This is a genomic window from Bradyrhizobium arachidis (assembly GCF_024758505.1).
Taxonomy (GTDB): domain Bacteria; phylum Pseudomonadota; class Alphaproteobacteria; order Rhizobiales; family Xanthobacteraceae; genus Bradyrhizobium; species Bradyrhizobium manausense_C.
On record NZ_CP077970.1, the window covers coordinates 9,212,003 to 9,234,821 of the forward strand.

Below are 22,819 nucleotides of genomic sequence, written 5' to 3' on the forward strand. Positions count from 1 at the left end.
CACACATGTCCAGTCCTGATCTCATCAAGCTCATCTTCGGCCGGCTCACGCTGGAATCGCTGCCGCTGCACGAGCCGATCGTCGTCGGCACCTTTGCCGTGGTCGCAACCGGCGGCCTCGCGCTGTTCGGCGCGCTGACCTATTTCCGCCTCTGGGGCTATCTGTGGCGCGAGTGGTTCACCACCGTCGACCACAAGCGCATCGGCATCATGTACATGATCCTCGGCATCGTCATGCTGCTGCGCGGCTTTGCCGACGCCATCATGATGCGGCTGCAGCAGGCGATCGCCTTCGGTGGCTCGGAGGGCTATCTCAACGCCCATCACTACGACCAGATCTTCACCGCCCACGGCGTGATCATGATCTTCTTCGTGGCGATGCCGCTGGTCACCGGCCTGATGAACTACGTCGTGCCGCTGCAGATCGGCGCCCGCGACGTGTCGTTCCCCTTCCTCAACAATTTCAGCTTCTGGATGACGGTCGGCGGCGCGGTGCTGGTGATGGCCTCGCTGTTCATCGGCGAGTTCGCCCGCACCGGCTGGCTCGCTTATCCGCCGCTCTCCAACATCGGCTACAGCCCCGATGTCGGCGTCGACTATTACATCTGGGGCCTGCAGGTCGCTGGCGTCGGCACCACGCTGTCCGGCATCAACCTGATCTGCACCATCGTCAAGCTGCGTGCGCCCGGCATGACCATGATGCGGATGCCGGTGTTCACCTGGACCTCGCTCTGCACGAACGTGCTGATCGTCGCCTCGTTCCCGGTGCTGACGGTCGTGCTCGCGCTGCTGTCGCTCGACCGTTACGTCGGCACCAACTTCTTCACGAACGATTTTGGCGGCAGCCCGATGATGTACGTGAACCTGATCTGGATCTGGGGCCATCCCGAGGTCTACATCCTGGTGCTGCCGGCCTTCGGCATCTTCTCGGAGGTGACCTCGACCTTCTCCGGCAAGCGCCTGTTCGGCTACACCTCGATGGTCTACGCCACGGTCGTCATCACCATCCTGTCGTACCTGGTCTGGCTGCATCACTTCTTCACGATGGGCTCGGGCGCCAGCGTCAATTCCTTCTTCGGCATCACGACGATGATCATCTCGATCCCGACGGGCGCGAAGATGTTCAACTGGTTGTTCACGATGTATCGCGGCCGCATCCGCTTCGAATTGCCGATGATGTGGACGATCGCCTTCATGCTGACCTTCGTGGTCGGCGGTATGACCGGCGTGCTGCTCGCAGTGCCGCCGGCCGACTTCGTGCTGCATAACAGCCTGTTCCTGGTCGCCCACTTCCACAACGTCATCATCGGCGGCGTACTGTTCGGGCTGTTCGCCGGCATGGGCTACTGGTTCCCCAAGGCGTTCGGCTTCAGGCTCGAGCCGTTCTGGGGCAAGGTGTCGTTCTGGTGCTGGGTCTCCGGCTTCTTCTTCGCCTTCATGCCGCTCTATGTGCTGGGCCTGATGGGTGTCACCCGCCGCCTGCGCGTGTTCGACGATGCGTCGCTGCAGATCTGGTTCGTCATTGCCGGTTTTGGCGCCTTCCTGATCCTGCTCGGCATCGGCGCCTTCCTGGTGCAGATCGCGGTCAGCATCCTCCGCCGCGAGCAACTCCGCGACGTCACCGGCGATCCCTGGAACGCCCGGACGCTGGAATGGGCAACATCCTCGCCGCCGCCGGACTACAACTTCGCCTTCACCCCCGTCGTGCATGACAACGACGCCTGGTGGGACATGAAGCGCCGCGGCTATCAGCGTCCCCTGGCCGGCTTCAAGCCGATCCACATGCCAGCGAATACCGGCACCGGCATCATCCTCGCCGGGCTCTCGACCGCAATGGCGTTCGGCCTGATCTGGTACATGTGGTTGCTGGCCGCTGTCTCCTTCATCGCCCTGCTGGTCGTCGCGATCGGCCACACCTTCAACTACCACCGCGACTTCGACATCCCGGCCGACCATGTGGTCCGGACCGAGGACGCGCGCACAAACCTGCTCGCCGGAGCCAAGTGATGACCATCTCAGTCAAACCCCAACAGACCGGCGAGCCGCTGTTCTACCTCGCTGACGAGCATCCGCATCCCGAGGGCTGGAGCACATCGCTCGGCTTCTGGATCTATCTGATGAGCGACTGCCTCATCTTCGCGATCCTGTTTGCGACCTATGGCGTGCTCGGCGCCAACTACGCCGCCGGCCCCGCGCCAAAGGATCTGTTCGACCTCAACCTGGTCGCGATCAACACCTCGATGCTGCTGCTGTCGTCGATCACCTACGGCTTTGCGATGCTGACCATGCAGCAGGGCCGCATCAAGGCGACGCAAGCCTGGCTCGCGATCACCGGCCTGTTCGGGCTTGCCTTCATCGGCATCGAGCTCACCGAGTTCGCCCACATGATCCATGAGGGCGCCACGCCCCAGCGCAGCGCCTTCCTGTCGTCGTTCTTCACCCTCGTCGGCACCCACGGCCTGCACGTCTCCTTCGGCCTGATCTGGCTGGTGACGCTCATGATTCAGGTCTGGCGTTTCGGACTGATCGAGGCCAACCAGCGCCGCCTGATGTGCCTGTCGATGTTCTGGCACTTCCTCGACGTGGTCTGGATCGGCGTCTTCACCTTTGTCTATCTGATGGGAATGCTGCGATGAAATCAGACACCCACGCCGCCGCCGCGGCTCATCATCACCCCGACCAGCACGCCCACGGTTCGCTGTCGACCTATCTGCTCGGCTTCGTCCTGTCGGTCGTGCTCACGGCCGTGCCATTCTGGCTCGTGATGAGCGGCGAGCTCGGCAACAAGCAGGTCACGGCGCTGGTCATCATGGGCTTTGCGGTCGTGCAGATCGTCGTCCACATGATCTACTTCCTGCACATGAACACGTCCTCCGAGAACGGCTGGACCATGATGGCGCTGATCTTCACCATCGTCATGGTGGTGATCGCGCTGTCCGGTTCGCTGTGGGTCATGCATCACCTCACGGCCAACATGATGCCCGTCCACGAGATGAGCGGAATGAAGTGAGCGATAGTCTTGCGATATCTGGGGACAGCGGAACGCGCGGCCGGATAGCGGCTGCGCGATCGCCCTCTCCTTGGCTCATCGCCGTTGCGCTAACCGCCATCGCCGTCCTGATCGCGCTCGGCATCTGGCAGGTCGAGCGCCGGGCCTGGAAGCTCGCGCTGATCGATCGCGTCGAGCAGCGTGTCCATGCGAAAGCTATCCCATTGCCCGCGGCTTCGTTTTGGCCCGCGATATCGGCGGCCGGCGAAGAATACAGGCACGTCGCAATGCGCGGCCGATTCCTGCATGACCGGGAGACGCTGGTCAAAGCCGTCACGGAGGAAGGCGGCGGCTACTGGGTTCTCACGCCGCTGCTGCGCGACGACGGCACCACGGTCCTGGTCAATCGCGGCTTCGTGCCGCCTGAGCGGCGCGACGCTTCCACGCGGCAGGACGGCAATCCCGATGGCGAAGTCGCGGTCACCGGCTTGCTGCGCATCACCGAACCGAAGGGCGGCTTCCTGAGGACCAACGAGCCAGCGCATGAGCGCTGGTACTCGCGCGACGTCGCCGCAATCGCGGCAGCGCGCGGCTTGCACGATGTCGCCCCCTTCTTCATCGACGCGGACGCTGCGGCGAACGCGCGCAATGCTCCGGTCGGCGGCCTGACCGTGATCCGCTTTCCCAACAACCACCTGATTTATGCGCTGACATGGTTTGCCCTGGCCTTTATGCTGGCGGGGAAACTTTTGGTCACATTTGGCGGCGGGCTGTTCCGTCGCCCACGCTTCGCCCGCGCGGCTCGCGCCGCCCCCGGGACGGGATCAGATGCTGGAACGATCGTCAAGCCGACCTGACGACGCGGGACGCCCGTCCCACGACGAGGAGATGACCGCAGCCCCGGGCGTGCGAACGGAGCTCGCCGGCTTCCCGCCGCAATCGTCGAGCGACGACGACACCAACCGCAAGAACATGGCGCTGCTGATCCAGTTGCGCTGGATCGCCGTGGTCGGCCAGATCGCGACCATCGGCGCCGTGTATCTGTGGCTCGGCATCGCGCTGCCGCTGGTTCCGATGGGCGCGGTGATCGCAGCGCTGGTCGCGCTCAACATCGCAAGCCTGGCCTGGATGTGGCGGCACGCCGAGATCACCAATCACGAGTTGCTGGTCGCGCTGATGCTGGATGTGGCCGCGCTGACCGTGCAGCTCTATCTCAGCGGCGGCGCTACCAATCCCTTCACCTCGCTGTTCCTGCTCCAGGTGACGCTCGGTGCCGTGCTGCTCGACGCGCGCTCGACCTGGTCGCTGGTCGCGTTGACCTGCGCGAGCTTTGTCTGGCTGACGCTTGCTTATCGGCCGCTGGACCTCCCGCAAAATCCGCTGAGCGACACCTACAGCCTCACGGTCGTCGGCATGCTCGTCGGCTTCGCACTCAATGCCGTGCTGCTGGTGGTGTTCGTAACCCGCATCAATCGCAACCTCAGGGAACGCGACGCGCATCTGGCCGCCCTGCGCCAGCATGCGGCCGAGCAGGACCACATCGTCCGCATGGGCCTGCTCGCCTCGGGCGCGGCGCATGAGCTCGGCACGCCGCTCGCCTCTCTCTCGGTCATTTTGAGCGACTGGCGACGCATGCCCGATCTCGCAGCGGATCATGAACTCGCCGAGGACCTCTCCGAGATGGAAACCTCGCTGCAACGCTGCAAATCGATCGTGACGGGCATTCTGGTCTCCGCCGGCGAAGCGCGCGGCGAAGGCTCCTCGCCGACCACGGTCACGGCCTTCCTCACCGCGCTGGTCGAGGAATGGCGCAACGCCCGCTCGGCGCGCACGCTCTACTTCACCAACGCGTTTGGCGAAGACGTCGCGATCGTCTCTGATATCGCGCTGAAGCAGGTCATCTTCAACGTGCTCGACAATGGCTATGAAGTCTCGCGCGAATGGGTGGAGCTCATAGCCGAGCGCGAAGGCGACAATCTCGTGCTGTCGATCAGCGACCGCGGCCCCGGCTTTGCGCCGGAGATGCTGGCGCAGTTAGGCAAGCCCTACCAGTCGAGCAAGGGGCGTGCCGGCGGTGGGCTCGGCCTGTTCCTGGTGGTCAACGTCGTGCGCAAACTGGGCGGCACCGTCACGGCGGAGAACCACCGCAAGCGCGGCGCCACGGTGCGGCTGGTGCTGCCGCTGTCGACGCTCGCGATCGGAGGCGGCTTTGACGCCTGACCGTTCGCTGATCGTCGTCGAGGACGATGCGGGCTTCGCCCGCACGCTGAAACGCTCCTTCGAGCGCCGCGGCTACGAGGTCGTGCTCGCCGCCTCGATCGAAGAGGTGAAGACGATTTTGGAGGAGAAATCCTTCGGCTATGCCGTCGTCGACCTCAAGCTCGGCGGCGCCTCCGGCCTTGCCTGCGTCGAGCTGCTGCACGCTCACGATCCGGAAACCCTGATCGTGGTGCTCACCGGCTTTGCCAGCATCGCCACCGCCGTCGAAGCGATCAAGCTGGGGGCCTGCCACTATCTCGCAAAGCCGTCCAACACCGACGACATCGAAGCCGCGTTCCAGAAGGCGGAAGGCAACGCCGACGTTGCGCTCGACGCCCGCCCGACCTCGATCAAGACGCTGGAATGGGAACGCATCCACCAGACCCTGATCGAGACGGATTTCAACATCTCGGAAGCGGCAAGACGGCTCGGTATGCACCGGCGCACTCTGGCGAGGAAGCTGGAGAAGCGGCCGGTGAAGTAACGATCTCTCCCAGAGCCCAGACTCCTGGGGTGGTTTGGCCCCGCGGCTGCGCGAAGCGCAGTCCGCTCGGCGTAACCCACCATGCCACGGGTGAGAGAAGCGGTGGGTTACGCCGAGCGGTTTGCGCTTCGCGCAATCCGCGGGGCTAGCTGTGGAATCTCAACAGGTCGTCCTTCGGAAGGCCGAGGCGGCTGATCGGTGGTTTGGCTTGCAGACTACCGTGCGGGCGATGCCAGTTGTAGTGATGAAGCCAGATTGGCAGGTTGTTGGCGCGCTGGTCTGAGGTGTCGTAGGCGCGAGCGTAAGCCCACTCACGCAGCACGGTCTGGATGAAGCGTTCGGCCTTGCCGTTTGTTTGCGGTCTGTAGGGTCTGGTGAAGATGTGCTTGAGACCGAGCTTGCTGCATGCTCTGGCGAAGGCCTTGGCGCGGTAGCAGGAGCCGTTGTCGGTCATGATGCCGGTGACCTTGATGCCGAGGCTGCGGTAGTAAGTGACGGCACCCTTGAGGAAGGCGATGGCGCTCTCCTTTTTCTGATCACGCCGGATCTGGGAGAAGGCCAGGCGCGATGCATCGTCGATGGCCACGTGGACGAACTCGTGGCCGGCGCCGCGGCTTTCGCCCTTCTGGCGATCGTGCGTGATGCGGTGGCCTGGTCTGATGAATCTGCCGAGTTTCTTGATGTCGATATGGATGAGCTCGCCGGGCTGCTCGCGCTCGTACCGGCGCACCGGCTCGGCGGGCTCCAGATCGCGTATCCGGCTTAATCCCAAGCGGCGAAGGATGCGGCTGACGGTGGCCCGTGACACCCTGACCTCGGCTGCGATCTGCTTGCCGGTGTGGCGCTGCCGGCGCAACGTCTCGACGGCGGCGCACGTGGCGACAGGGGTTTGGCTTGGCGATGAATGAGGTCGCGACGAGCGGTCGCGCAAACCATCAACACCCTCTGCGCGGAACCGCTTGACCCATTTGGCCACCGTTTTCGGTGTCGTGTTGAACCGATCTGCCACGGCGGCCTGGCTCAGCCCGCCATCGATCACGCCTCGCACCATCGCCTCTCGACCTTTGGGCGTCAAAGGCGCATTCTTGTGGACGTTCATCTGGTCTCTCCTTGGAACACTGAAGCTTCGCAACCTCAGCTTCCTCGGTTCAGACCAGATGGACAACCTCCTGAGAGACCAAAGCTAACCCACCCAAACGAAGCCTGCTACATTCCGAGGCCGACCGTAGAGCGAACACACGCAGATGGGGCGAAATCGGCGCGAATGATCCGTTGCCGTCATTCCCCGGAGTGCGTGGTCATGCGCCCGAGCCATGCGGTGAGCCTTGATCTTTCTCGGACCAAGCCATCCTGATCGAAGTGGTGAACACAAAAATGCGCCCATGAATCTTCGAACGCCATCTCCATATCTCCAGTGACGGAGGTCGTACCTAGTCCGATCTCTGCGTAGGTAAACTCGAAACTGCCACTGGGACGCGCCAGCGCAATGTGGAATGGCTGACCGGTAAACTCATTGATCATCGGCCTGCCGCTGCTCCGCATGAGACCGGGTATCTCTACCCTGGCATTCCTGAGTTCCAGGTCCGCTTCGAGATGAATCGGCAGGAACAATGTCTCGCAAGAGACTGAACATGTAGACGCGAATACGGAGAAGAGATTGCTCAATGGTTCGCATGCCTTGTCCGAAATGATCGTCTCAAGCGCAATCCGTTGAGTTTCATCCGCACGCTCGTCGATGACGATCTGGCGCCGGCCGTTTCCGTCCTTGATTTCGCCGGGCCACTTGTAGAGTCCCGCCCAGTTCAGGCCTGCGATCGGCGTGTCGTCGAAATGGCCTTCAACGATGGTGCCGACGAAGGCCGACTGACAATAGCCGTGGGTGCTCGGCAAGTTGAACTGGCAACCACAATTCATCGCGCAATTGCAGTTATCGTAAGTCTCGCTCTTGAATAGCCATTGATGAGCCATCCCTACGATCCTTCCCTAACTCGTGACGCTACTCTCAGAGAGCGCAGCTCCTCACGATGGGCACTTCCATGTCGCCATTGCGGTTGCTTCATCCGCACGCATGAGCCGGCTCCAACCGGCCACGTCTGCGACCGAAATGGCGGCAGATCAATGCTTCACGCCCGCTTCGCTCACGGGGCGCACTCACTTCGTATGTGCAAGGATTGAAGCCTAGCAGCGTAGACATGTGACTTCAATCGGGACGCTCCGACGTCCGGTCATCGTCCTTTCCCGACCTGAAGCTACTGCTGTGACAACGCTCTGCGGACCGCCACTGCGAGCTTTTGGAACGTTGTCAGACAATCCGCTAGCCACTACCTTCAGGTCGTCAGCAGCCGCATCGAAACGGCGAATGGCAACTCAATCGATCGCGCGTTATTGCCCGCCTTTTCGAAGGACAGGAGCAATGGCAGAAGTCCCCTCGACCCGCTATGTCAAAAGCGATGACGTATATATCGCCTATCAGGTCGTGGGCGAGGGGCCGCTCGATCTGATGTTCGTGCCGGGCTTTGTGTCGAACGTCGAGGCCATCTGGCAATCGCCTTATCGAAGCCGATTTTTTCACCGTCTTGCATCCTTCTGCCGGGTCATCCTGTTCGACAAGCGCGGCACCGGAATGTCGGATCGTGGCTCGCAGATCTTTACCCTCGAACAGCGCATGCACGATGTGCAGGCGGTGTTGAACGAGGTCGGCTCCGAGCGCGCAGCCTTGTTCGGCGTTTCTGAGGGCGGGCCGATGTCCTTGCTGTACGCCGCCACCTACCCCGAACGAACCTCGGCACTGGTTCTGTACGGCTGCTACGCCAAGCGCTCCTGGTCACCCGATTATCCGTTCGGCTGGACGGACGAGCGGTGGACGCGCGTTCTGGACAACTTCAAGCACCATTGGGGGACTCCGCAAGGAGTGAGCGCCACGATGTGGGCACCCAGCATCGCCGGTGACCCCCGTGCCGCGGAGGACCTCGCTGCATATTTCAGGGCATCGGCAAGTCCGGGCGCCGCCGTCTCCATCATGAGCATGAATCGCGAGATCGACGTGCGCCACATCCTGCCCGCGACCCGCGTACCGACGCTCATCCTGCACCGTACCGCCGAGCACGTTATCGACGTCGAGCATGCACGCTACATGGCCCGGCACATCCCCGGCGCCAGACTCGTCGAGCTTGCAGGCGAGGACCATATGGCCTGGTTCGGCGACCAAGATTCGATTCTTGACGAGGTCGAGCAATTTCTGACCGGAGGGCGCCACGCCCACGAGCCGGAGCGGGTGCTCGCGACCGTGTTGTTTGCGGATATCGCAGGTTCGACCGCACGGGCGGCGACGCTTGGGGACCAATCCTGGCGGGAGTTGCTGGAGACGTTTTATGCCAGGGTGCGTGAGATCCTGCGTCAATACCGCGGCCGTGAAATCAGCACGACGGGTGACGGCTTCCTCGCGACGTTCGACGGGCCGGCGCGGGCGGTGCGCTGCGCCCGCGCCATCAGCGACAGCGTACGGACGCTCGACATTGAGGTCCGGTGCGGTCTTCATACCGGCGAATGTGAGCTCGTCGGCAACGACATTGCCGGAATCGCCGTGCATACCGGCGCGCGCGTCGCGGCCATCGCCGCGCCGGGTGAAGTGCTGGTCTCGCAGACGGTACGCGATCTCGTGGCCGGCTCCGGCCTCGTCCTGGAAGAATACGGCACCTACACGCTCAAGGGAGTGCCAAATGAGTGGCGCCTGTTCCGGGCAGCGACCTGAATAGCTACGTCACAACACGCGATGGTGGAAAGCCTAAACCGACCACGCCGCATGCGAGAGACGTAGAGGTTTTTTTGACCGCGAGCGGAACTGACCGAGTGATCGGCGCTTTCGCCGCAGCAATGCGAAGCTGTTCACATTCAACGCGGCTCGTCTCATGCTATGATCGACCCTGCAGGCAAAAGGGGCAAGCAGGTGCTGCACCGCGAGCCAAAGCTGCATCTCGCCCCGCATCATTGCCGGAGGTAGATCATGCGTGCCGCTTCAGCTGGTTGGCAGCCCGCCTCGACAGCTCCGTCTGACGGGGATCTCGAAATCTGTACATTGGACTTCGATGGCATCGTCCATGCGGTTCCGTTTCCTTGCCACAAGGATGGGGCCAGTTGGGTCGACAGTCGCGGTGAGGCGCACGCCGACATTCAGCCGACGCATTGGCGCAAATGGACCGACGCGCGCTGAGTCCAGCGGCAGAGATCGCAGGGTGGGTTAGCCCCGCGGCTGCGCAAAGTGCAGTCCGCTCGGCGTAACTCACCCTACGAAATCCCTCAACCGTGCTGATGACCTCGCAGCCATGCATCACTAGACTGATTGTCGGTTGCGGCGGCTGACAGCCGCCGCTGTGCTGCAACGGCCCAAGCGAGGAGACCGCCCCCCGTGACAATGCTCGTCGAGCGCCTCGACTTGCCTGCCGCGCCTTCGCGCGCGCGCAGCCAGCGCGAGACCGAAACCGTAGAGTTCGCGCAGGCTGCGCTCGCGACCGCCAAGCAGGAGGGCCTGCAACTGGCCGTACGGGCGCGCTATGTCGCGCTTGCCGTCATCGCCTGCCTGCTGCCGGCCATCAACCCGGCATGGGAGCAGCTCTACTACGTGGTGCTGCTCGGCCTGTTCGCGCTGATCGGCTGGGCCCAGGTCAGGGTTGGACGCGTCGGCGTGTCGCGGCCGGAACTTGCGCTTTTGTTCTGCGACCTGGCGCTGCTCACATTCGTCCTCGTCGTCCCGAATCCCTTCGGCACCGCGCACTGGCCGGTGGCGATGCAGTACCATTTCGGCAACTTCATCTACTTCTTCGTGCTGCTCTCGGGCGCCACACTGGCCTATTCCTGGCGCACCGTGGTTGCGATGGGAATATGGACCGCCGCGCTCTGGGCGATCGGCCTGGCCTGGGTGTGGTGGCAACCCGATCGCGATCCCGCGCTGACCGCCCGTATCGCAGAAGCGGTGGGCAGCGATCACAGGCTGCTCGCGCTGATCTCGCCCAGTGCGATCGGATTCGGCCTCCGCATCCAGGAAATCGTCGTCTTCATGATCGTGGCCGTGACGTTGGCGCTCGCGGTCCGCCGCAGCAACGATCTCTTGATCCGACATGCCGCGGTGGAGCGCGAACGCGGCAATCTTGCGCGCTATTTCTCACCCAACGTCGTGACGGAATTGTCGAAGCACGACGAGCCGCTGAAGCAGGTGCGTACGCAAGACGTCGCGGTGCTGTTCGTGGACATCGTCGGCTTCACGGCCTTTGCCGATGCGCGCACGCCGGAGGAGGTGGTGCGGACGTTGCGCGAATTCCACGGATTGATGGAGCAGGAGGTTTTCCGTCACGACGGGACGCTGGACAAGTATCTCGGCGACGGATTGATGGCGACGTTCGGCACGCCCTTCGCCGGCGCGCGCGATGCCAGCAATGCGCTGCGCTGTGCCCAGGCCATGATCGCGGCGGCGGACGGATGGAACCAGCAGCGAAGCGCGTCCGGTGAGCCACCGATGCGCGTCAGCTTTGGCTTGCATTACGGACCGGTGGTGCTCGGCGACATCGGGCACACCTGTCTGGAATTTGCCGTGATCGGCGCGACCGTCAATGCCGCAAGCCGTCTCGAGGCGTTGACGCGCACGCTCGACTGCGCGCTGGTGGCAAGCAACGATCTCGTCAGCCGCGCCAAGGCCGAGCTTGGCAGCACCGCCGAAACATTTCATCCGCTGATCGCCCTGGATCCGCAGGCCATCCGTGGGCTCGAGCGGCCGATCGCGATCTGGACCCAGGCGCGCGGGGCGTAGATGTCGGGCTGCGTAGGGTAGGTTAGCGTAGCGAACCCACCTCTTTTCTTTCAACGTCAACGGAAGTGGTGGGTTACGCCTAGCGGACTGCGCTTTGCGCAATCCGCGGGGCTAACCCACCCTACAATGCCGAGCAAGATCAGCAGCCGCTCCAAAACAAAAAGCCCGGCCGATCGGCCGGGCTTTTGATCTGTTGCTTGGACGAGGCGCTTACGCGGCTTCGTCCGCGACCGTGGTGTCGTCGCCATCCGTATCGTCGGCATCACCCTCGGCGTCCGCATCGGCTTCACCTTCGGCGGCTTCGGCCTTGGCGTTGCGGCGCGGGCTCTTGGCGAGCTGGGCTTCGATCTCCTTGACCGCTTCGGTCTCGGTCGAGTGCTGCACGACCGCGATCTCGCGGGACAGGCGATCGAGCGCCGCTTCGTAGAGCTGGCGTTCAGAATAGGACTGCTCGGGCTGCGATTCGGAGCGATAGAGGTCGCGCACGACTTCCGCGATCGCGACGATGTCGCCCGAGTTGATCTTTGCTTCGTACTCCTGGGCGCGGCGCGACCACATTGTGCGCTTGACGCGGGCGCGGCCCTTCAGGGTCTCCAGCGCCTTCTTGACCAGGGCCGGCTCGGACAGCTTGCGCATGCCGACATTGGCGACCTTGGCGGTCGGAACGCGCAGCGTCATCTTGTCCTTGATGAAGTTGATGACGAAGAGTTCCAGCTTGGCGCCGGCGATCTCCTGCTCCTCGATGGCCAGGATCTGGCCGACGCCGTGAGCGGGATAGACCACGAATTCATTGGCCTTGAACCCCTGACGCTGGGTCACGACCTTCTTCTCTTCCACCTTCGGCGCGGCGGCGGCCGGCTTCACGGCGGGCTTGGCAGCGGCAACGGGCGCCTTGGCGGCCGGAGCCTTGGCCACCGGGGCCTTGGCGGCGGGCGCAGCAACGGGGGCTTTCGGGGCAGGCTTCACAGCAGCCTTCGCAGCAGCAGGCTTAGAAACGGTCGCCTTCGCGGCCGGTTTGGCAGTCTTGTTAGGCATTGCGCTTCTTTTGTTCTTTGAGGACTTTGCGGCCGCAGCCTTCGTGGCGGCACGGCCCTTGGATGCGCTACGGCTCACCGCGGCGGCTTTTTTGGCTTCCTTATGGGAAGCCTTAGCAGAAGTACTCTTTTTACGCGTTTTCTGTGACACAGCCTGCGCGCGGAAACTGCCACGCCCCTGTTCGACATTTGGTTTCACGGGAACCCAGAGGGGCCAACGGGGCTGACGGGGTTCGACTTAATGTGCCCAATATAGCACATTTCCCGCAAAAATCAATGATTTAGGGGTCTTCTGGCCTGGTTTTCGGCGCTTTCGGCGCTATTAGGGTTAAGTTTGGACGCGGATCAGTCGCCAGAGCCGGGGTTCGGAGAAAAATATTTCTCGAACTTGCCCTCCATTCCGTCGAATTCCTTCGCGTCGGCGGGTGATTCTTTCTTCTGGGTGATGTTCGGCCAGCTCTTGGCGTATTCGGAGTTCACTTCCAGCCATTTTTCGAGCCCCGGCTCGGTGTCCGGCTTGATGGCGTCCGCCGGGCATTCCGGTTCGCACACGCCGCAGTCGATGCATTCGTCAGGATGGATGACCAGCATGTTGTCACCCTCGTAGAAGCAGTCGACCGGGCAGACCTCGACGCAGTCGGTGTACTTGCACTTGATGCAGTTTTCAGTGACGACGTAAGTCATCCAACGCTCCGAAAAGCTCTTTTAGAAGTCGCGGCTTGCGTAGCGCGGATAGACCAGCGCCGCAAGCTCGGGAACGCACCATCATGGCTGGTTTCCGCGTTTGAGCAGCCAAGAAATGAATGCAAGGCGCAATTAATTACGAATTGCGCGCCTGCAACTCCTCATACAGCACACGCGCCGCGCTTGCGTCGCCGCGCCGCTCGGAAAACGCGATCACCTTCATCACGCGCACGGCGCGGTCGAGCGCGATGGTCAGGACATCACCGATCTTGATCGCATGTCCCGGCGAGGTCTCGCGCACGCCGTTGACGCGCACATGGCCTTTCTCGACCAGCTCGGCAGCCGACGTGCGCGCCTTCACCACCCGCGCATGCCACAGCCATTTATCGAGACGCTGGCGCTCGGTCGTCGTCGTGGGAGGTTACTCCTTCCGACCCGCGAGCTGTTCCTTCAGCGCGGCGAGCTTTGCGAAGGGCGAGTTCGGATCGATCGGACGATCGCGCTCGCGTGGCGACGCGCTCGAGGCGTAGGGACGATGCGCGGGCCCCTGCTCGCGGTCGCGCCGGTCGCGGCCCTTGTCGCGGTCGCGGCCACGATTGTCGCGGCCCTTGTCGCGCTCGCCACCGCCACCGAACTTGCCCTTGTTGCGATCGCGATCCTGGTTGCGATCCTTGCCCTCGAAGCGGCGGCTCTTGTCGTCGCGCTGCTCGCGACGCTCGCCGCCGCCTTCGCCCTGCTGACGGTCCTTGCGGAAATCCTTGCCAGAATCCCTGCGATGCCCGCCATGGCGGTGGCGCTCACCGCGCTTCTCGCCATCGGCGGCCTGCGCAGCTTCGCCTTCCGCAGGCGCGGCAGTAGCCTCAGTACCCGCCTGCGGACGCGGCTGATGGCGATTGCGCTGGTGGCGCTGCCGTTCGTGGCGCGGCTTGCGATCCTCGTGACGGCCGCCGGGACGCCAGACTTCGACGAGCTCAGGCTCGGCGGGCGCTGCTTCCGCGGTGGCCTCAACGGGCGCAGCCGCCTCCGGCGACGCGGCGGCTTCCGTGGCCGCGGTGACCGCGGGCGCATCTTCAGTGGAGGCTTCAGCGGGCGCGGCCTCCTCAGTCGGCGGCGCAATGCCGGGGGCATCCTCGGGCGTGACGGGGGCCTCTGGCGAGGCCTCGAGCGCGGGCTCCTCGTGAGGCTCCGCGTCCTGCTCCATGCCCGGCGCGTCCTCGACGGTCACAGGCTCGACTGCGGCCTCAACGGCGGAAACCGTCTCCTCCGAAACCGGCAATCCAGCCACGGCTTCGGCGGCGGCCTTGGTCGAGGTCTCAGTCGAGGTCTCCGCGCTGCCTTCGACCGGCGGCGTCTCGACAGAGACGGTCTCCGTCACCACAGGCTTCGGCGGCAGCGGCGCGCGCTTCTCCATGCGATAGCCGAGCGCGCGCAGCACCGAGGCAAAATCTTCGCCGGCGGAACCCGTGAGCGAGGTCATCGCCTGCGTCACCACAAAACCGCGGCCGTCGAACGCGCCTAGCGGCTTTTCGCCGGGCGAGGTCTCGCGCCAGGCGAGCGCCGGACGGATCAGGTCAGCAAGGCGCTCCAAAATGTCGACGCGCACCGCGCGCTCGCCGGCCTGCTTGTAGCCGAGCACGCGATAGGCATCGCGCGGCAGCGTCTTGTCGACCGGGAACGAGGTGCGGCCCGAGCTTGCAAGATGCTGCGCGCCGGACAGCGACGAGAGATCGACATTGTCCTGCTTCAGCGCCCAGAGCAGTGCTGCGAGCGCACGCGCGGCGGGCTTCAAGAGCTGCGGGAAATAGAGGTGATAGGCGCCGAAGCGCACGCCGTATTTGCGCAGCGTCGCGCGCGAGGCCTGATCCAGATCCTTCAGCTCGCTCGCGATCTTCTGCCGCTCCAAAACGCCGAGCGCCTCGACGAGCTGATAGGCGATGCCGCGCGCAATGCCGGTGACGTCTTCGGCCTTGCTGAGCTCGAACATCGGCCCGAGCAGCTTTTCGATATGCGTCTTGAGCCAGAGATCCAGCCGCGCCTGCACTTTCTCGCGCGGGGCGCCGGTGAGGCGCTCGTCGGAGATGATGCGGATGCGCGGATGCAGCGCCTCCTCTGCGGCAGTCAGCCGCGCCACGGCATCGCCGGTCCAGCGGATGGTGCCCTCGGAGGTGAGCACGAACTGCTCGTCGGGAGCTGCGCCCAGTTTTTCGGCACGCGTATTGATCTCGCCGGCGAGCACCGCCTGCGCGGCGGCCTGCAGCGCTTTCGCATCCGAGCCGGCTTCGGCGGCATCAGGCGCAAAGGTAAATCCATCAAGACGGCCGATGACGTGGCCTTCGACGATGACTTCGCCGGTCTTGCCGATTTCAGTATTCAAGCTCGTGTTCTCCCGCAGGCGGCGCATCAATACACTGGTACGACGATCAACGAAACGCTCTGTAAGCCGTTCATGGAGCGCATCCGATAATTTATTTTCCAGCTCCCGCGTAATCCCCTGCCAGTGTTCGGGGTCGGCGAGCCAGTCCGGCCGGTTGGCCACGAAGGTCCAGGTGCGGATCTGCGCGATCCGGCCCGACAGCGTGTCGATGTCGCCATCGGTGCGGTCGGCCTGGTCGACCTGGGCGGCGAACCAGGCATCGGGAATGCGGCCCTTTTGCATCAAAAAGCCGTACAGCGTGGTGACGAGCTCGGCATGGGCCGCTGGCGACAGCTTTCGGTAATCGGGGACCTGGCAGGCCTCCCAGAGACGTTCCACCGCAACCTTGCCATGCGCCATATCGCGCACCTCGCCGTCGCGGGCGGCGTGATCGAGCACGCGCATGTCCTCGGCGATCGGCGCGCGCGTCAGCGCCTCGTGCCCCGGCGCCAGATTCAGCGACACCTGGAGCGCGCCGAGCGAGGCGAAATCGAGCTTTGAATTGCGCCACTGCAGCACCTTCACGGTATCGAAGGTGTGGTTCTGGAGCGCGTTGACGAGCTCGGGCTCGAACGGCGCGCAGCGGCCCGTGGTGCCGAACGTTCCATTCCGCGTCGCGCGCCCTGCGCGTCCCGCGATCTGCGCGAACTCGGCCGGCGTGAGCCTACGGAACTGATAGCCGTCGAACTTGCGGTCGGAGGCGAAGGCAACATGGTCGACGTCGAGATTGAGGCCCATGCCGACGGCATCGGTGGCGACGAGGTAATCGACGTCGCCGTTCTGGAACATCGCCACTTGCGCATTGCGTGTGCGCGGCGAGAGCGAGCCCAGCACCACGGCCGCGCCGCCATGCTGGCGGCGGATCAATTCGGCAATGGCATAGACTTCATCGGCCGAGAACGCGACGATCGCAGTGCGCCGCGGCTGCCGCGTGATTTTCCGGTCGCCGGCAAATTCAAGGCTCGACAGCCGCGGCCGCGTGATGATGGAGGCGCCCGGCAACAGCCGCTCGACGATCGGACGCATCGTGGCCGCGCCAAGCAGCAGCGTCTCGTCGCGGCCACGGCGATTGAGGATACGATCGGTGAAGACGTGCCCGCGCTCGAGGTCGGCTGCGATCTGCACCTCGTCCACCGCAAGGAATGACAAATCGAGATCGCGCGGCATGGCCTCCACGGTCGAGACCCAGTAGCGCGGGTTTTTCGGCTTGATCTTCTCTTCGCCGGTGACGAGCGCAACGGCCTCGCTGCCGACGCGATCGACGATCTTGTTGTAGACCTCGCGCGCGAGCAGGCGCAGCGGCAGGCCGATCATGCCCGACGAATGCGCCAGCATGCGCTCGATCGCGAGATGAGTCTTGCCGGTGTTGGTCGGCCCGAGCACCGCAGTGACGCCGGCGCCAGCCACTCGATCGGAAAGCGCGCGCTCGGAAGCGAAGGGAGAGGAAGAAAAGGGCATTTGACTGGGTAGCTAATTCTTCTTGGGGCGGTTTGTCAGTGCTGTTTTTTGCGGGTGGCGACCCGTCATCCTGAGGTGCGAGCCTTGCGGCGCTACTGCGCCGCTGGGCGAGCCTCGAAGGATGCACGGCCGAGCGGCCAAAGCGGGGCCCGTCGCCCTTCGAGGCCTCCGCTACGCTCCGGCACCTCAGGGTGACGGGGATGACCACCCCAACTCCCGCGCAACTGTCTCAATTTGCGACGCTTTCTTCGCTGACCTTAAACTTCGGAACGACTCTAGAACGAATCGCGGCCGAATCGCTGACTCCCCTCCGCTTCCTGTTACGTTCACGCAACATGTCGCGGGACTCGTATTTGGTGCGCACTAGATGGAGTTTTGCCCCAACGCACAAGCGGTGATTTCAGGGCGAAAACCTTAAAGTTGGGGAGGGCGCGGAGTCGAATCAGAATCGGGGCGGAGTCAAATGGATTCCATCTTCGAAGGGGCACTTGGTTCGATGCATCGAAACAACCCCATGCACAGTAGAAGGGGTGTTGAATCGATTGGGGTTTTTGTAACCGGGCGAACCTGATCCGTCATCCTGAGGCGCGAGCCATGCGGCGCAGCGCGCGGCATGGGGAGCCTCGAAGGATGAAACGGCCCGGACATGCCGGCGCGAGCGGGGCCGTCGCCCTTCGAGGCTCGCCGAAGAGGCGAGCACCTCAGGGTGACGGTGATGGAGTGGGACTGCGACAGCTACTGCGTCTTCGCCACCCGTGGCGGCTGCGGTGCCGTGATGAAGCTTGTCGCTTCCAGCATGGCCGGGCCGAGGGGGGTCGGGATCTTCACCCAGAACGGCACCAACACCCGCGTGCCCGCGACCGGCGCAAAGGCGATCTCGATGTTGCGCTGGGTGGCGAGGTATTTGATCACGGGGCGATCGGGGATGTAGCCGGCGATCGGCGAGAAATAGAGCGCGCAGACCACGACCGGGCCGTGATAGCCCTTTTCGGCCTTCACGGCTTCCATGCGCTTGAAATCGAGCTTGAGGTCGTAGCGCATGCGGCCGTCGAACACGGCAGCGCCGGTGCGGCAGGCCTCCGGGCTAAGCACCTCGCCGGTGCCGGGCACGCGCAGCAGCGAGGCCGTCATCGGATCCCAGACGCCGCGGCGATGGGCGTCCGTCACCGGAATGCGGTCGGCATCGACCGGCGGCTCCGGCACGATGCCAAACTCCTTCACATTGCCCTTGTCCAGGGTGATGTGGATCTCTTCGGTCTTCTTCGAGGTGGTGGTGGAGGCCTGGTAGCCGGTCGCGACCAGCGCGCCGTTGACGACGCGCCCCTGCGAAGCGCCGCTGCCGGACCCGCCGGCAAAGGATTTTAGCAGCCCGGTCGTCCCGCCGGAGGCCGCGGCCGAAAACACGTCGTCGCTGATATCGATATTCCAGGCGCCGCGGCCGACCGGGATGCCCGACAGCGTCGCCTCATACTGCGCCTCGAGCTTGCCCTGGGCCGACGCCGGCGCAATCCCGCAAGCGAGCCCAAAGCCAGCTCCAAGCCCGCACAGGGCCAAAAGGGCCAGCCGGCGCAAAGAGCGCCGCCGGGGCAATTGGGGTTGAGGCAGGGTCACGTTCAGTCGCAATCCAAAGGTAGCGCTAGCTGATTGGTACTTAAGCCAAAAATTGCGGCAAACAATGTGCCGGAACGCTATTGCACAAGGCAAAAGGGAACCGGCGATGTCTTCCCTCCGGAATACGCCGTTTATGTGATGGAAGGGGCCCTGCCGGCCCCCTCCGCCGTCATCACCCGGCCTGCCCTCTTCTCCGCTGTCATGCCCCGGCTTGACCGGGGCATCCAGTACGCCGCGGCCCCTCCATTGAAGCCGAGACGCCTCTGGGATACTGGATCGCCCGGTCAAGCCGGGCGATGACACCGAGGGTGGGGCGATGGCACACCGCCAACCCCCCCGAATTTGCGGCACAAGATTCCGGGTTCGGGCTGTCGCCCGCCCCGGAACTACGGGCCGAAACCGGCCCTTCGCCTTGACTACCCGCCCCTTCCCCCCTATACGTCCGCCGCTCCCACAAGGACACAGATTTAGCACCCCCGTGGCGCCCCGATGGCCGCCGCAATGAGTTTGGGGGAAGGACAAGGATTTTCGAGATGTCTCGCCGCTGCGAACTGACGGCCAAGGGCCCCCAGGTCGGCCACAAGGTCAGCCACTCCAACATCAAGACCAAGCGCCGCTTCCTGCCGAACCTCGTCAACGTGACGTTCATCAGCGAAGCGCTGGGCCGCAACGTGCGCCTGCGCGTCTCCACCAACGCGGTGAAGAGCGTCGATCACAATGGCGGCCTCGACGCCTTCCTGCTCAAGGCCAAGGCCGACGCGCTGTCGCCGCGCGTGCTGGAATTGAAGCGCGCGATCCAGAAGAAGGTCGGCGAGACCGCGCCGGCTGCGAAGGCGAGCTAAGCGAATTTCCGAGCTGGGGCTAGGGGCCAGTAAGCGTCTAGTCGCGTAAGCTTAGAGTATTGAGTCTGAGTAACGGCCGGGTCGAAAGACCTGGCCGTTTTTGTTTGTGCGGCGCGGCGCAACGCGACGTGTGCTTCAAAGGTCTCAAGGCCCTCTACTGGACGTTGCAGATACTTATTCGCCATCTTGAGCGGATGCTGGTTGATATCAACCAAGCGACCCTTACGTACGAACAACTAGGTGGAATTCACTTCAAGTATTGCCCAGCGTGCTTCCCTCCTACGGCCGAGGACGCTGACCATTCGATTGAGTGCCACCTTTGCAAGACACCTCTTCAAGGCACCGATCGAGCGACTCGAAGCTTGGCCGTGAAGATCGACCTTCAAATGCAACTTCGAGAATCTATACAATTGCAGGAGCAACGAGAAGAAGCACTTGCTTCAAACGAAAAGCAGCTTCGCTCGCTTCGTCGAGAATACTCCACAAAGGCAACCACGTATGATGCCTTATCTAAGGCCCCTATAAGCTCTCGCGACAATGCCATCGCGAACATCAACCGTCGCATCGGCTTCATTGATTCCAAGATTGAAACCATTGGTCAGCGACTGGAGCTTGTCTCACGCGTGACAGAGATGTCCAATGAGAAGCAACGCTTGAACGAACGTATCACAAAACTCAAAGACGAAATAAGAGCGATTCTCGCCAGTCAGGACAAGCGCAGGAGAACTGCCTATACGCTAATTGCAACAAGCGTTGTCAACCTTCTGCACAGCGATACCGGAGATCAGGATGCCTTTGTTGATGCGACCAGCTTCAATTTTTCCTTCGGCAACGACGCGATGTCGGTGGATGGAAAGTCAAATTTTGCGGCTAGTAGCCTGGTCATCCTGAAGAACAGCTTTCATCTCGGATTACTCATTGCATCGCTTCGAGATAACAAATTTCTACTTCCAAGATTCATGATGTTTGACAACATTGAGGATAAAGGGATGGTTCCGCAAAGAAGCTGGAACTTTCAGCGAATGATTTGTGCCGCGAGTAATTCTTCGGCGATTGACCATCAAATCATACTGACCACATCGATGCTCGATCCGCAGTTGGAGAATTCACCTTTCCTCGTCGGACCAGCCTACTCGCAGCAAAACCGAACTCTTCAGATACAATCGCCGTCTAACTAACATGAGCGGCCGCGCCAAATTCGGCCTACAAGTAGGGGGAGCGTCTCTAAGTCCGGCGACCTTGGCGTCCGCCGCCGTGACAGCCCCGACGACGACACGCCCCCGCACCCCGCGCGGTCTGCCCCTACCCCCGGAAATCATCGCTCCGCAGCACGATGCCCGGCGGGGTGCCTTCGAAATCGTTCGCGCGGTATTTGCTGGCGGCTCTGGCCTCGATGCGGTCGCGCAGGCGGATGAACTGGGCTTCGCGCTGCTCGGGGCGGACCTGCGGGCCGCGCTCCAGTTCGTCCATCGCCGACATCTCGACCGCGCAGGGAATCTCCCTTTCGTCGTCCTGCATCGAGAACAGGACGATCATCCGGTCGTATTCGAGGCCGATGTAGCGGCTGCTCGTGAGCGCCATGGCCTGCTCCTTTGCGCGATGCTTCACGACCCCCCGCGGCCCGGCCGCCTCAGCCCTCCCCCGCCAGGCGGGCGAAATCGTCGAGCACGGCCGACACCAGCGCGCGGTGGCGGGTGTCCTCGACGGGCAGGCTCGCGGCATAGAGGTTGAGCACGTAGCGCGCTTTGGTCGCCGCCTCCGCCCACGATTCGGCGGGCACCGTGAGAAGGTGGGCTTCGAGATCGGCCTCGCGCTCGCGCAATTCGCGCACGTTGTTTTCGACCTCCGCCAGCACGCGGCGCAGATCGGTGGCCTTCTGCGCGGCAAGGCCACGATGGCTGTCGAGATCGATCGGGCCATCGTTCATCGCGCGGCGCTCGCATCGGAAGCCTGCGCATCCGCCAGGTCGACCGAGCCGATCGACACCATTTCCATCGTGCCGCGCGGGCCCTCTGATGGCACCATGATCATGGTGGCGACGCGGCGCCAGGCGGCGAAGGACAATCCGTCGATCATCTCCTCGTCGGTGACGACCTCGTAGGCGCCGGCGGGCAGCTCGCGCGCGATGCCCCTGATGTGGAACGGATGCCTGAAGGTGACGGATTCCCGGCGCGATCGGATGGTCATTGAGCCTTGCCTTTCGCGAATAGAGAATCGCGGCCAATGCCGATCCCGTGACCATGCGCCCGTTCGGCCGCAATAGCCATCGCATTCTCGGTTTCCGCGACGCGCGCCACGCGGCGCGACGCCGCGGAGACGCGCGCGTGGCGAGATTGTATTGCCGCGCTGAACGCTTCCCACCTCTCCCATAGGGAGAGGTGAAACCGCGTTCGTGGCGCGGCACGCCAAGGCCGCTTCCCGCCCCTGCGGACGCGTGGGTCGCGCTCGTCGGCATGCCGGTGATCCCGGGTGGAGCGGAACAACCGGACTGCAGCCGAAAACGCGACTGAGCCAAAACGTTAGCGCCGCGCTCGCGCGTTAACCGTCCGTTAACCAACGCAGCCTAGCCTGCGTTCATTGCCCAGCCATCATTAGCCCCAGATGCCTCCCCGGTTCGCTCCAGGAGAAGCGCCGATGTGCGTTGAGTTGCTGACCTACGCCGATCTCAGTGCCCGCCTCAAGATCTCGCGCGAGGCCGCTCGTGCGCTGGCGAGACGTCGCCGGTTGCCGCGCTCGCGCAGGGATGACGGCAAAGCCCTGGTGAGCGTCGATTTCTCCGAACTGCGGTATACGCCCCGGCCACGGTGTGGCGGTGGGGCAGACCACATCGCCGCCTCCATGGCAAAGACCGAGGCATCAGAGCCATTGCCGCTCCGATGGAACGGGGTTCTAGATCATTATTTCGACGCGTTTTCCGTGCGCGAACCGGTATCCACTTCGCTCGAAAACGCATCAGAGATCGAGGCATTCAAGGCGGAGATCGCGCGGCTCGAAGCCATGGCTGCCGACGCGAGAGCGGATTTCGAGCGCGAGCGGGAGCGCGCCGATCGCCTCGACGTTGAGCTCAAGCAGGCGGCTGCCGAGACGACGGCAGCCAATGCGTGGGTGGCACGACTGGAAGAGGAGGTTGCGGCGCTGCGGACCGGTCGCTCGACCGCGGGACAGGCCGCGCTTCGATTGGGACATCTGGCCGCGGCCATCGTGGGCGCAGACCGCGCGGCGCGCAGGTAGCACTCTTTCTCCATC

General features: G+C 63.5%; 21 protein-coding genes. 11 read left to right on the forward strand and 10 right to left on the reverse strand.

Going from position 1 to position 22,819, the window contains the following annotated elements:
* Positions 1 to 5: 5 nt before the first annotated feature.
* From cyoB to KUF59_RS43000, 6 genes are read left to right on the forward strand one after another with little or no spacing between them, the layout of a single operon-like run.
* Positions 6 to 2,006: a cytochrome o ubiquinol oxidase subunit I gene (gene cyoB / locus KUF59_RS42975; RefSeq protein WP_258768041.1), complete on the forward strand. Its 2,001-nt coding sequence runs from the start codon at positions 6 to 8 to the stop codon at positions 2,004 to 2,006.
* Entirely contained in the window at positions 2,006 to 2,635 is a 630-nt protein-coding gene (gene cyoC / locus KUF59_RS42980) for a cytochrome o ubiquinol oxidase subunit III (RefSeq protein ID WP_258768042.1), read from the forward strand. The genes cyoB and cyoC overlap by 1 nt, the downstream gene beginning before the upstream one ends.
* Entirely contained in the window at positions 2,632 to 3,009 is a 378-nt protein-coding gene (cyoD, locus tag KUF59_RS42985) for a cytochrome o ubiquinol oxidase subunit IV (protein WP_212458089.1), read from the forward strand. The genes cyoC and cyoD overlap by 4 nt, the downstream gene beginning before the upstream one ends.
* Positions 3,006 to 3,845 carry an SURF1 family protein gene (locus KUF59_RS42990; RefSeq protein ID WP_408918058.1) on the forward strand — a complete coding sequence of 280 codons (840 nt, stop codon included), beginning with the start codon at positions 3,006 to 3,008 and terminating at the stop codon, positions 3,843 to 3,845. The genes cyoD and KUF59_RS42990 overlap by 4 nt, the downstream gene beginning before the upstream one ends.
* Complete coding sequence (locus KUF59_RS42995; protein ID WP_212458091.1) at positions 3,817 to 5,208, forward strand: ATP-binding protein; 1,392 nt, start codon at positions 3,817 to 3,819, stop codon at positions 5,206 to 5,208. Before KUF59_RS42990 ends, KUF59_RS42995 begins: the two co-directional genes overlap by 29 nt.
* Positions 5,198 to 5,731 carry a response regulator transcription factor gene (locus tag KUF59_RS43000; protein ID WP_212458092.1) on the forward strand — a complete coding sequence of 178 codons (534 nt, stop codon included), beginning with the start codon at positions 5,198 to 5,200 and terminating at the stop codon, positions 5,729 to 5,731. Before KUF59_RS42995 ends, KUF59_RS43000 begins: the two co-directional genes overlap by 11 nt.
* A 145-nt stretch (positions 5,732 to 5,876) precedes the next feature.
* Here KUF59_RS43000 and KUF59_RS43005 read toward each other — a convergent pair whose 3' ends face one another.
* Complete coding sequence (locus tag KUF59_RS43005; protein WP_258768043.1) at positions 5,877 to 6,830, reverse strand: IS481 family transposase; 954 nt, start codon at positions 6,828 to 6,830, stop codon at positions 5,877 to 5,879.
* 179 nt (positions 6,831 to 7,009) lie between these two features.
* Entirely contained in the window at positions 7,010 to 7,699 is a 690-nt protein-coding gene (locus tag KUF59_RS43010; protein WP_258768044.1) for a DUF1326 domain-containing protein, read from the reverse strand.
* Between the two features lie 445 nt (positions 7,700 to 8,144).
* Here KUF59_RS43010 and KUF59_RS43015 point away from each other — a divergent pair, with 445 nt between their 5' ends.
* Both KUF59_RS43015 and KUF59_RS43020 read left to right on the forward strand, forming a co-directional pair.
* On the forward strand, positions 8,145 to 9,482 hold the full coding sequence (locus tag KUF59_RS43015) for an adenylate/guanylate cyclase domain-containing protein (protein ID WP_258768045.1): 1,338 nt from the start codon (positions 8,145 to 8,147) through the stop codon (positions 9,480 to 9,482).
* A gap of 660 nt (positions 9,483 to 10,142) precedes the next feature.
* Positions 10,143 to 11,531: an adenylate/guanylate cyclase domain-containing protein gene (locus KUF59_RS43020; RefSeq protein ID WP_258770087.1), complete on the forward strand. Its 1,389-nt coding sequence runs from the start codon at positions 10,143 to 10,145 to the stop codon at positions 11,529 to 11,531.
* Positions 11,532 to 11,741: 210 nt separating this feature from the next.
* Here the strand turns inward: KUF59_RS43020 and KUF59_RS43025 are convergent, their stop codons facing one another.
* The 5 genes from KUF59_RS43025 to KUF59_RS43045 form a co-directional block, all read right to left on the reverse strand.
* The gene (locus KUF59_RS43025) at positions 11,742 to 12,566 is read right to left on the reverse strand and encodes a CarD family transcriptional regulator (RefSeq protein WP_258768046.1); all 825 of its coding nucleotides are present in this window, start codon (positions 12,564 to 12,566) and stop codon (positions 11,742 to 11,744) included.
* 344 nt (positions 12,567 to 12,910) lie between these two features.
* Positions 12,911 to 13,249: a ferredoxin FdxA gene (gene fdxA, locus KUF59_RS43030; RefSeq protein ID WP_097666908.1), complete on the reverse strand. Its 339-nt coding sequence runs from the start codon at positions 13,247 to 13,249 to the stop codon at positions 12,911 to 12,913.
* Between the two features lie 136 nt (positions 13,250 to 13,385).
* Positions 13,386 to 13,613: a S4 domain-containing protein gene (locus KUF59_RS43035; protein ID WP_309500902.1), complete on the reverse strand. Its 228-nt coding sequence runs from the start codon at positions 13,611 to 13,613 to the stop codon at positions 13,386 to 13,388.
* Between the two features lie 57 nt (positions 13,614 to 13,670).
* Positions 13,671 to 17,120 carry a helicase-related protein gene (locus tag KUF59_RS43040; RefSeq protein ID WP_258768048.1) on the reverse strand — a complete coding sequence of 1,150 codons (3,450 nt, stop codon included), beginning with the start codon at positions 17,118 to 17,120 and terminating at the stop codon, positions 13,671 to 13,673.
* Between the two features lie 735 nt (positions 17,121 to 17,855).
* Positions 17,856 to 18,668, reverse strand: a complete 813-nt coding sequence (locus KUF59_RS43045) for a DUF3108 domain-containing protein (RefSeq protein ID WP_408918138.1) — start codon at positions 18,666 to 18,668, stop codon at positions 17,856 to 17,858.
* A 596-nt stretch (positions 18,669 to 19,264) separates the two neighbouring features.
* Here KUF59_RS43045 and rpmB point away from each other — a divergent pair.
* Both rpmB and KUF59_RS43055 read left to right on the forward strand, forming a co-directional pair.
* Positions 19,265 to 19,573, forward strand: coding sequence for a 50S ribosomal protein L28 (gene rpmB / locus KUF59_RS43050; protein ID WP_212458098.1), 309 nt, complete (start codon positions 19,265 to 19,267; stop codon positions 19,571 to 19,573).
* Positions 19,574 to 19,941: 368 nt separating this feature from the next.
* Positions 19,942 to 20,751, forward strand: coding sequence for a hypothetical protein (locus tag KUF59_RS43055; RefSeq protein WP_212458099.1), 810 nt, complete (start codon positions 19,942 to 19,944; stop codon positions 20,749 to 20,751).
* 124 nt (positions 20,752 to 20,875) lie between these two features.
* Here KUF59_RS43055 and KUF59_RS43060 read toward each other — a convergent pair whose 3' ends face one another.
* Genes KUF59_RS43060 through KUF59_RS43070 form a run of 3 tightly spaced genes read right to left on the reverse strand, consistent with a single transcriptional unit; the run spans position 20,876 to position 21,760 of the window.
* Positions 20,876 to 21,154: a DUF1488 family protein gene (locus KUF59_RS43060; protein WP_212458100.1), complete on the reverse strand. Its 279-nt coding sequence runs from the start codon at positions 21,152 to 21,154 to the stop codon at positions 20,876 to 20,878.
* 49 nt (positions 21,155 to 21,203) lie between these two features.
* Complete coding sequence (locus KUF59_RS43065; protein ID WP_212458101.1) at positions 21,204 to 21,500, reverse strand: hypothetical protein; 297 nt, start codon at positions 21,498 to 21,500, stop codon at positions 21,204 to 21,206.
* Positions 21,497 to 21,760 (reverse strand): hypothetical protein, encoded by a 264-nt coding sequence (locus KUF59_RS43070; protein ID WP_212458102.1) that lies wholly within the window; start codon positions 21,758 to 21,760, stop codon positions 21,497 to 21,499. The genes KUF59_RS43065 and KUF59_RS43070 overlap by 4 nt, the downstream gene beginning before the upstream one ends.
* A gap of 459 nt (positions 21,761 to 22,219) precedes the next feature.
* On the opposite strand from KUF59_RS43070, the gene KUF59_RS43075 reads away from it, so the two are divergent.
* Positions 22,220 to 22,804, forward strand: coding sequence for a hypothetical protein (locus KUF59_RS43075; protein WP_258768049.1), 585 nt, complete (start codon positions 22,220 to 22,222; stop codon positions 22,802 to 22,804).
* Positions 22,805 to 22,819: the final 15 nt, after the last annotated feature.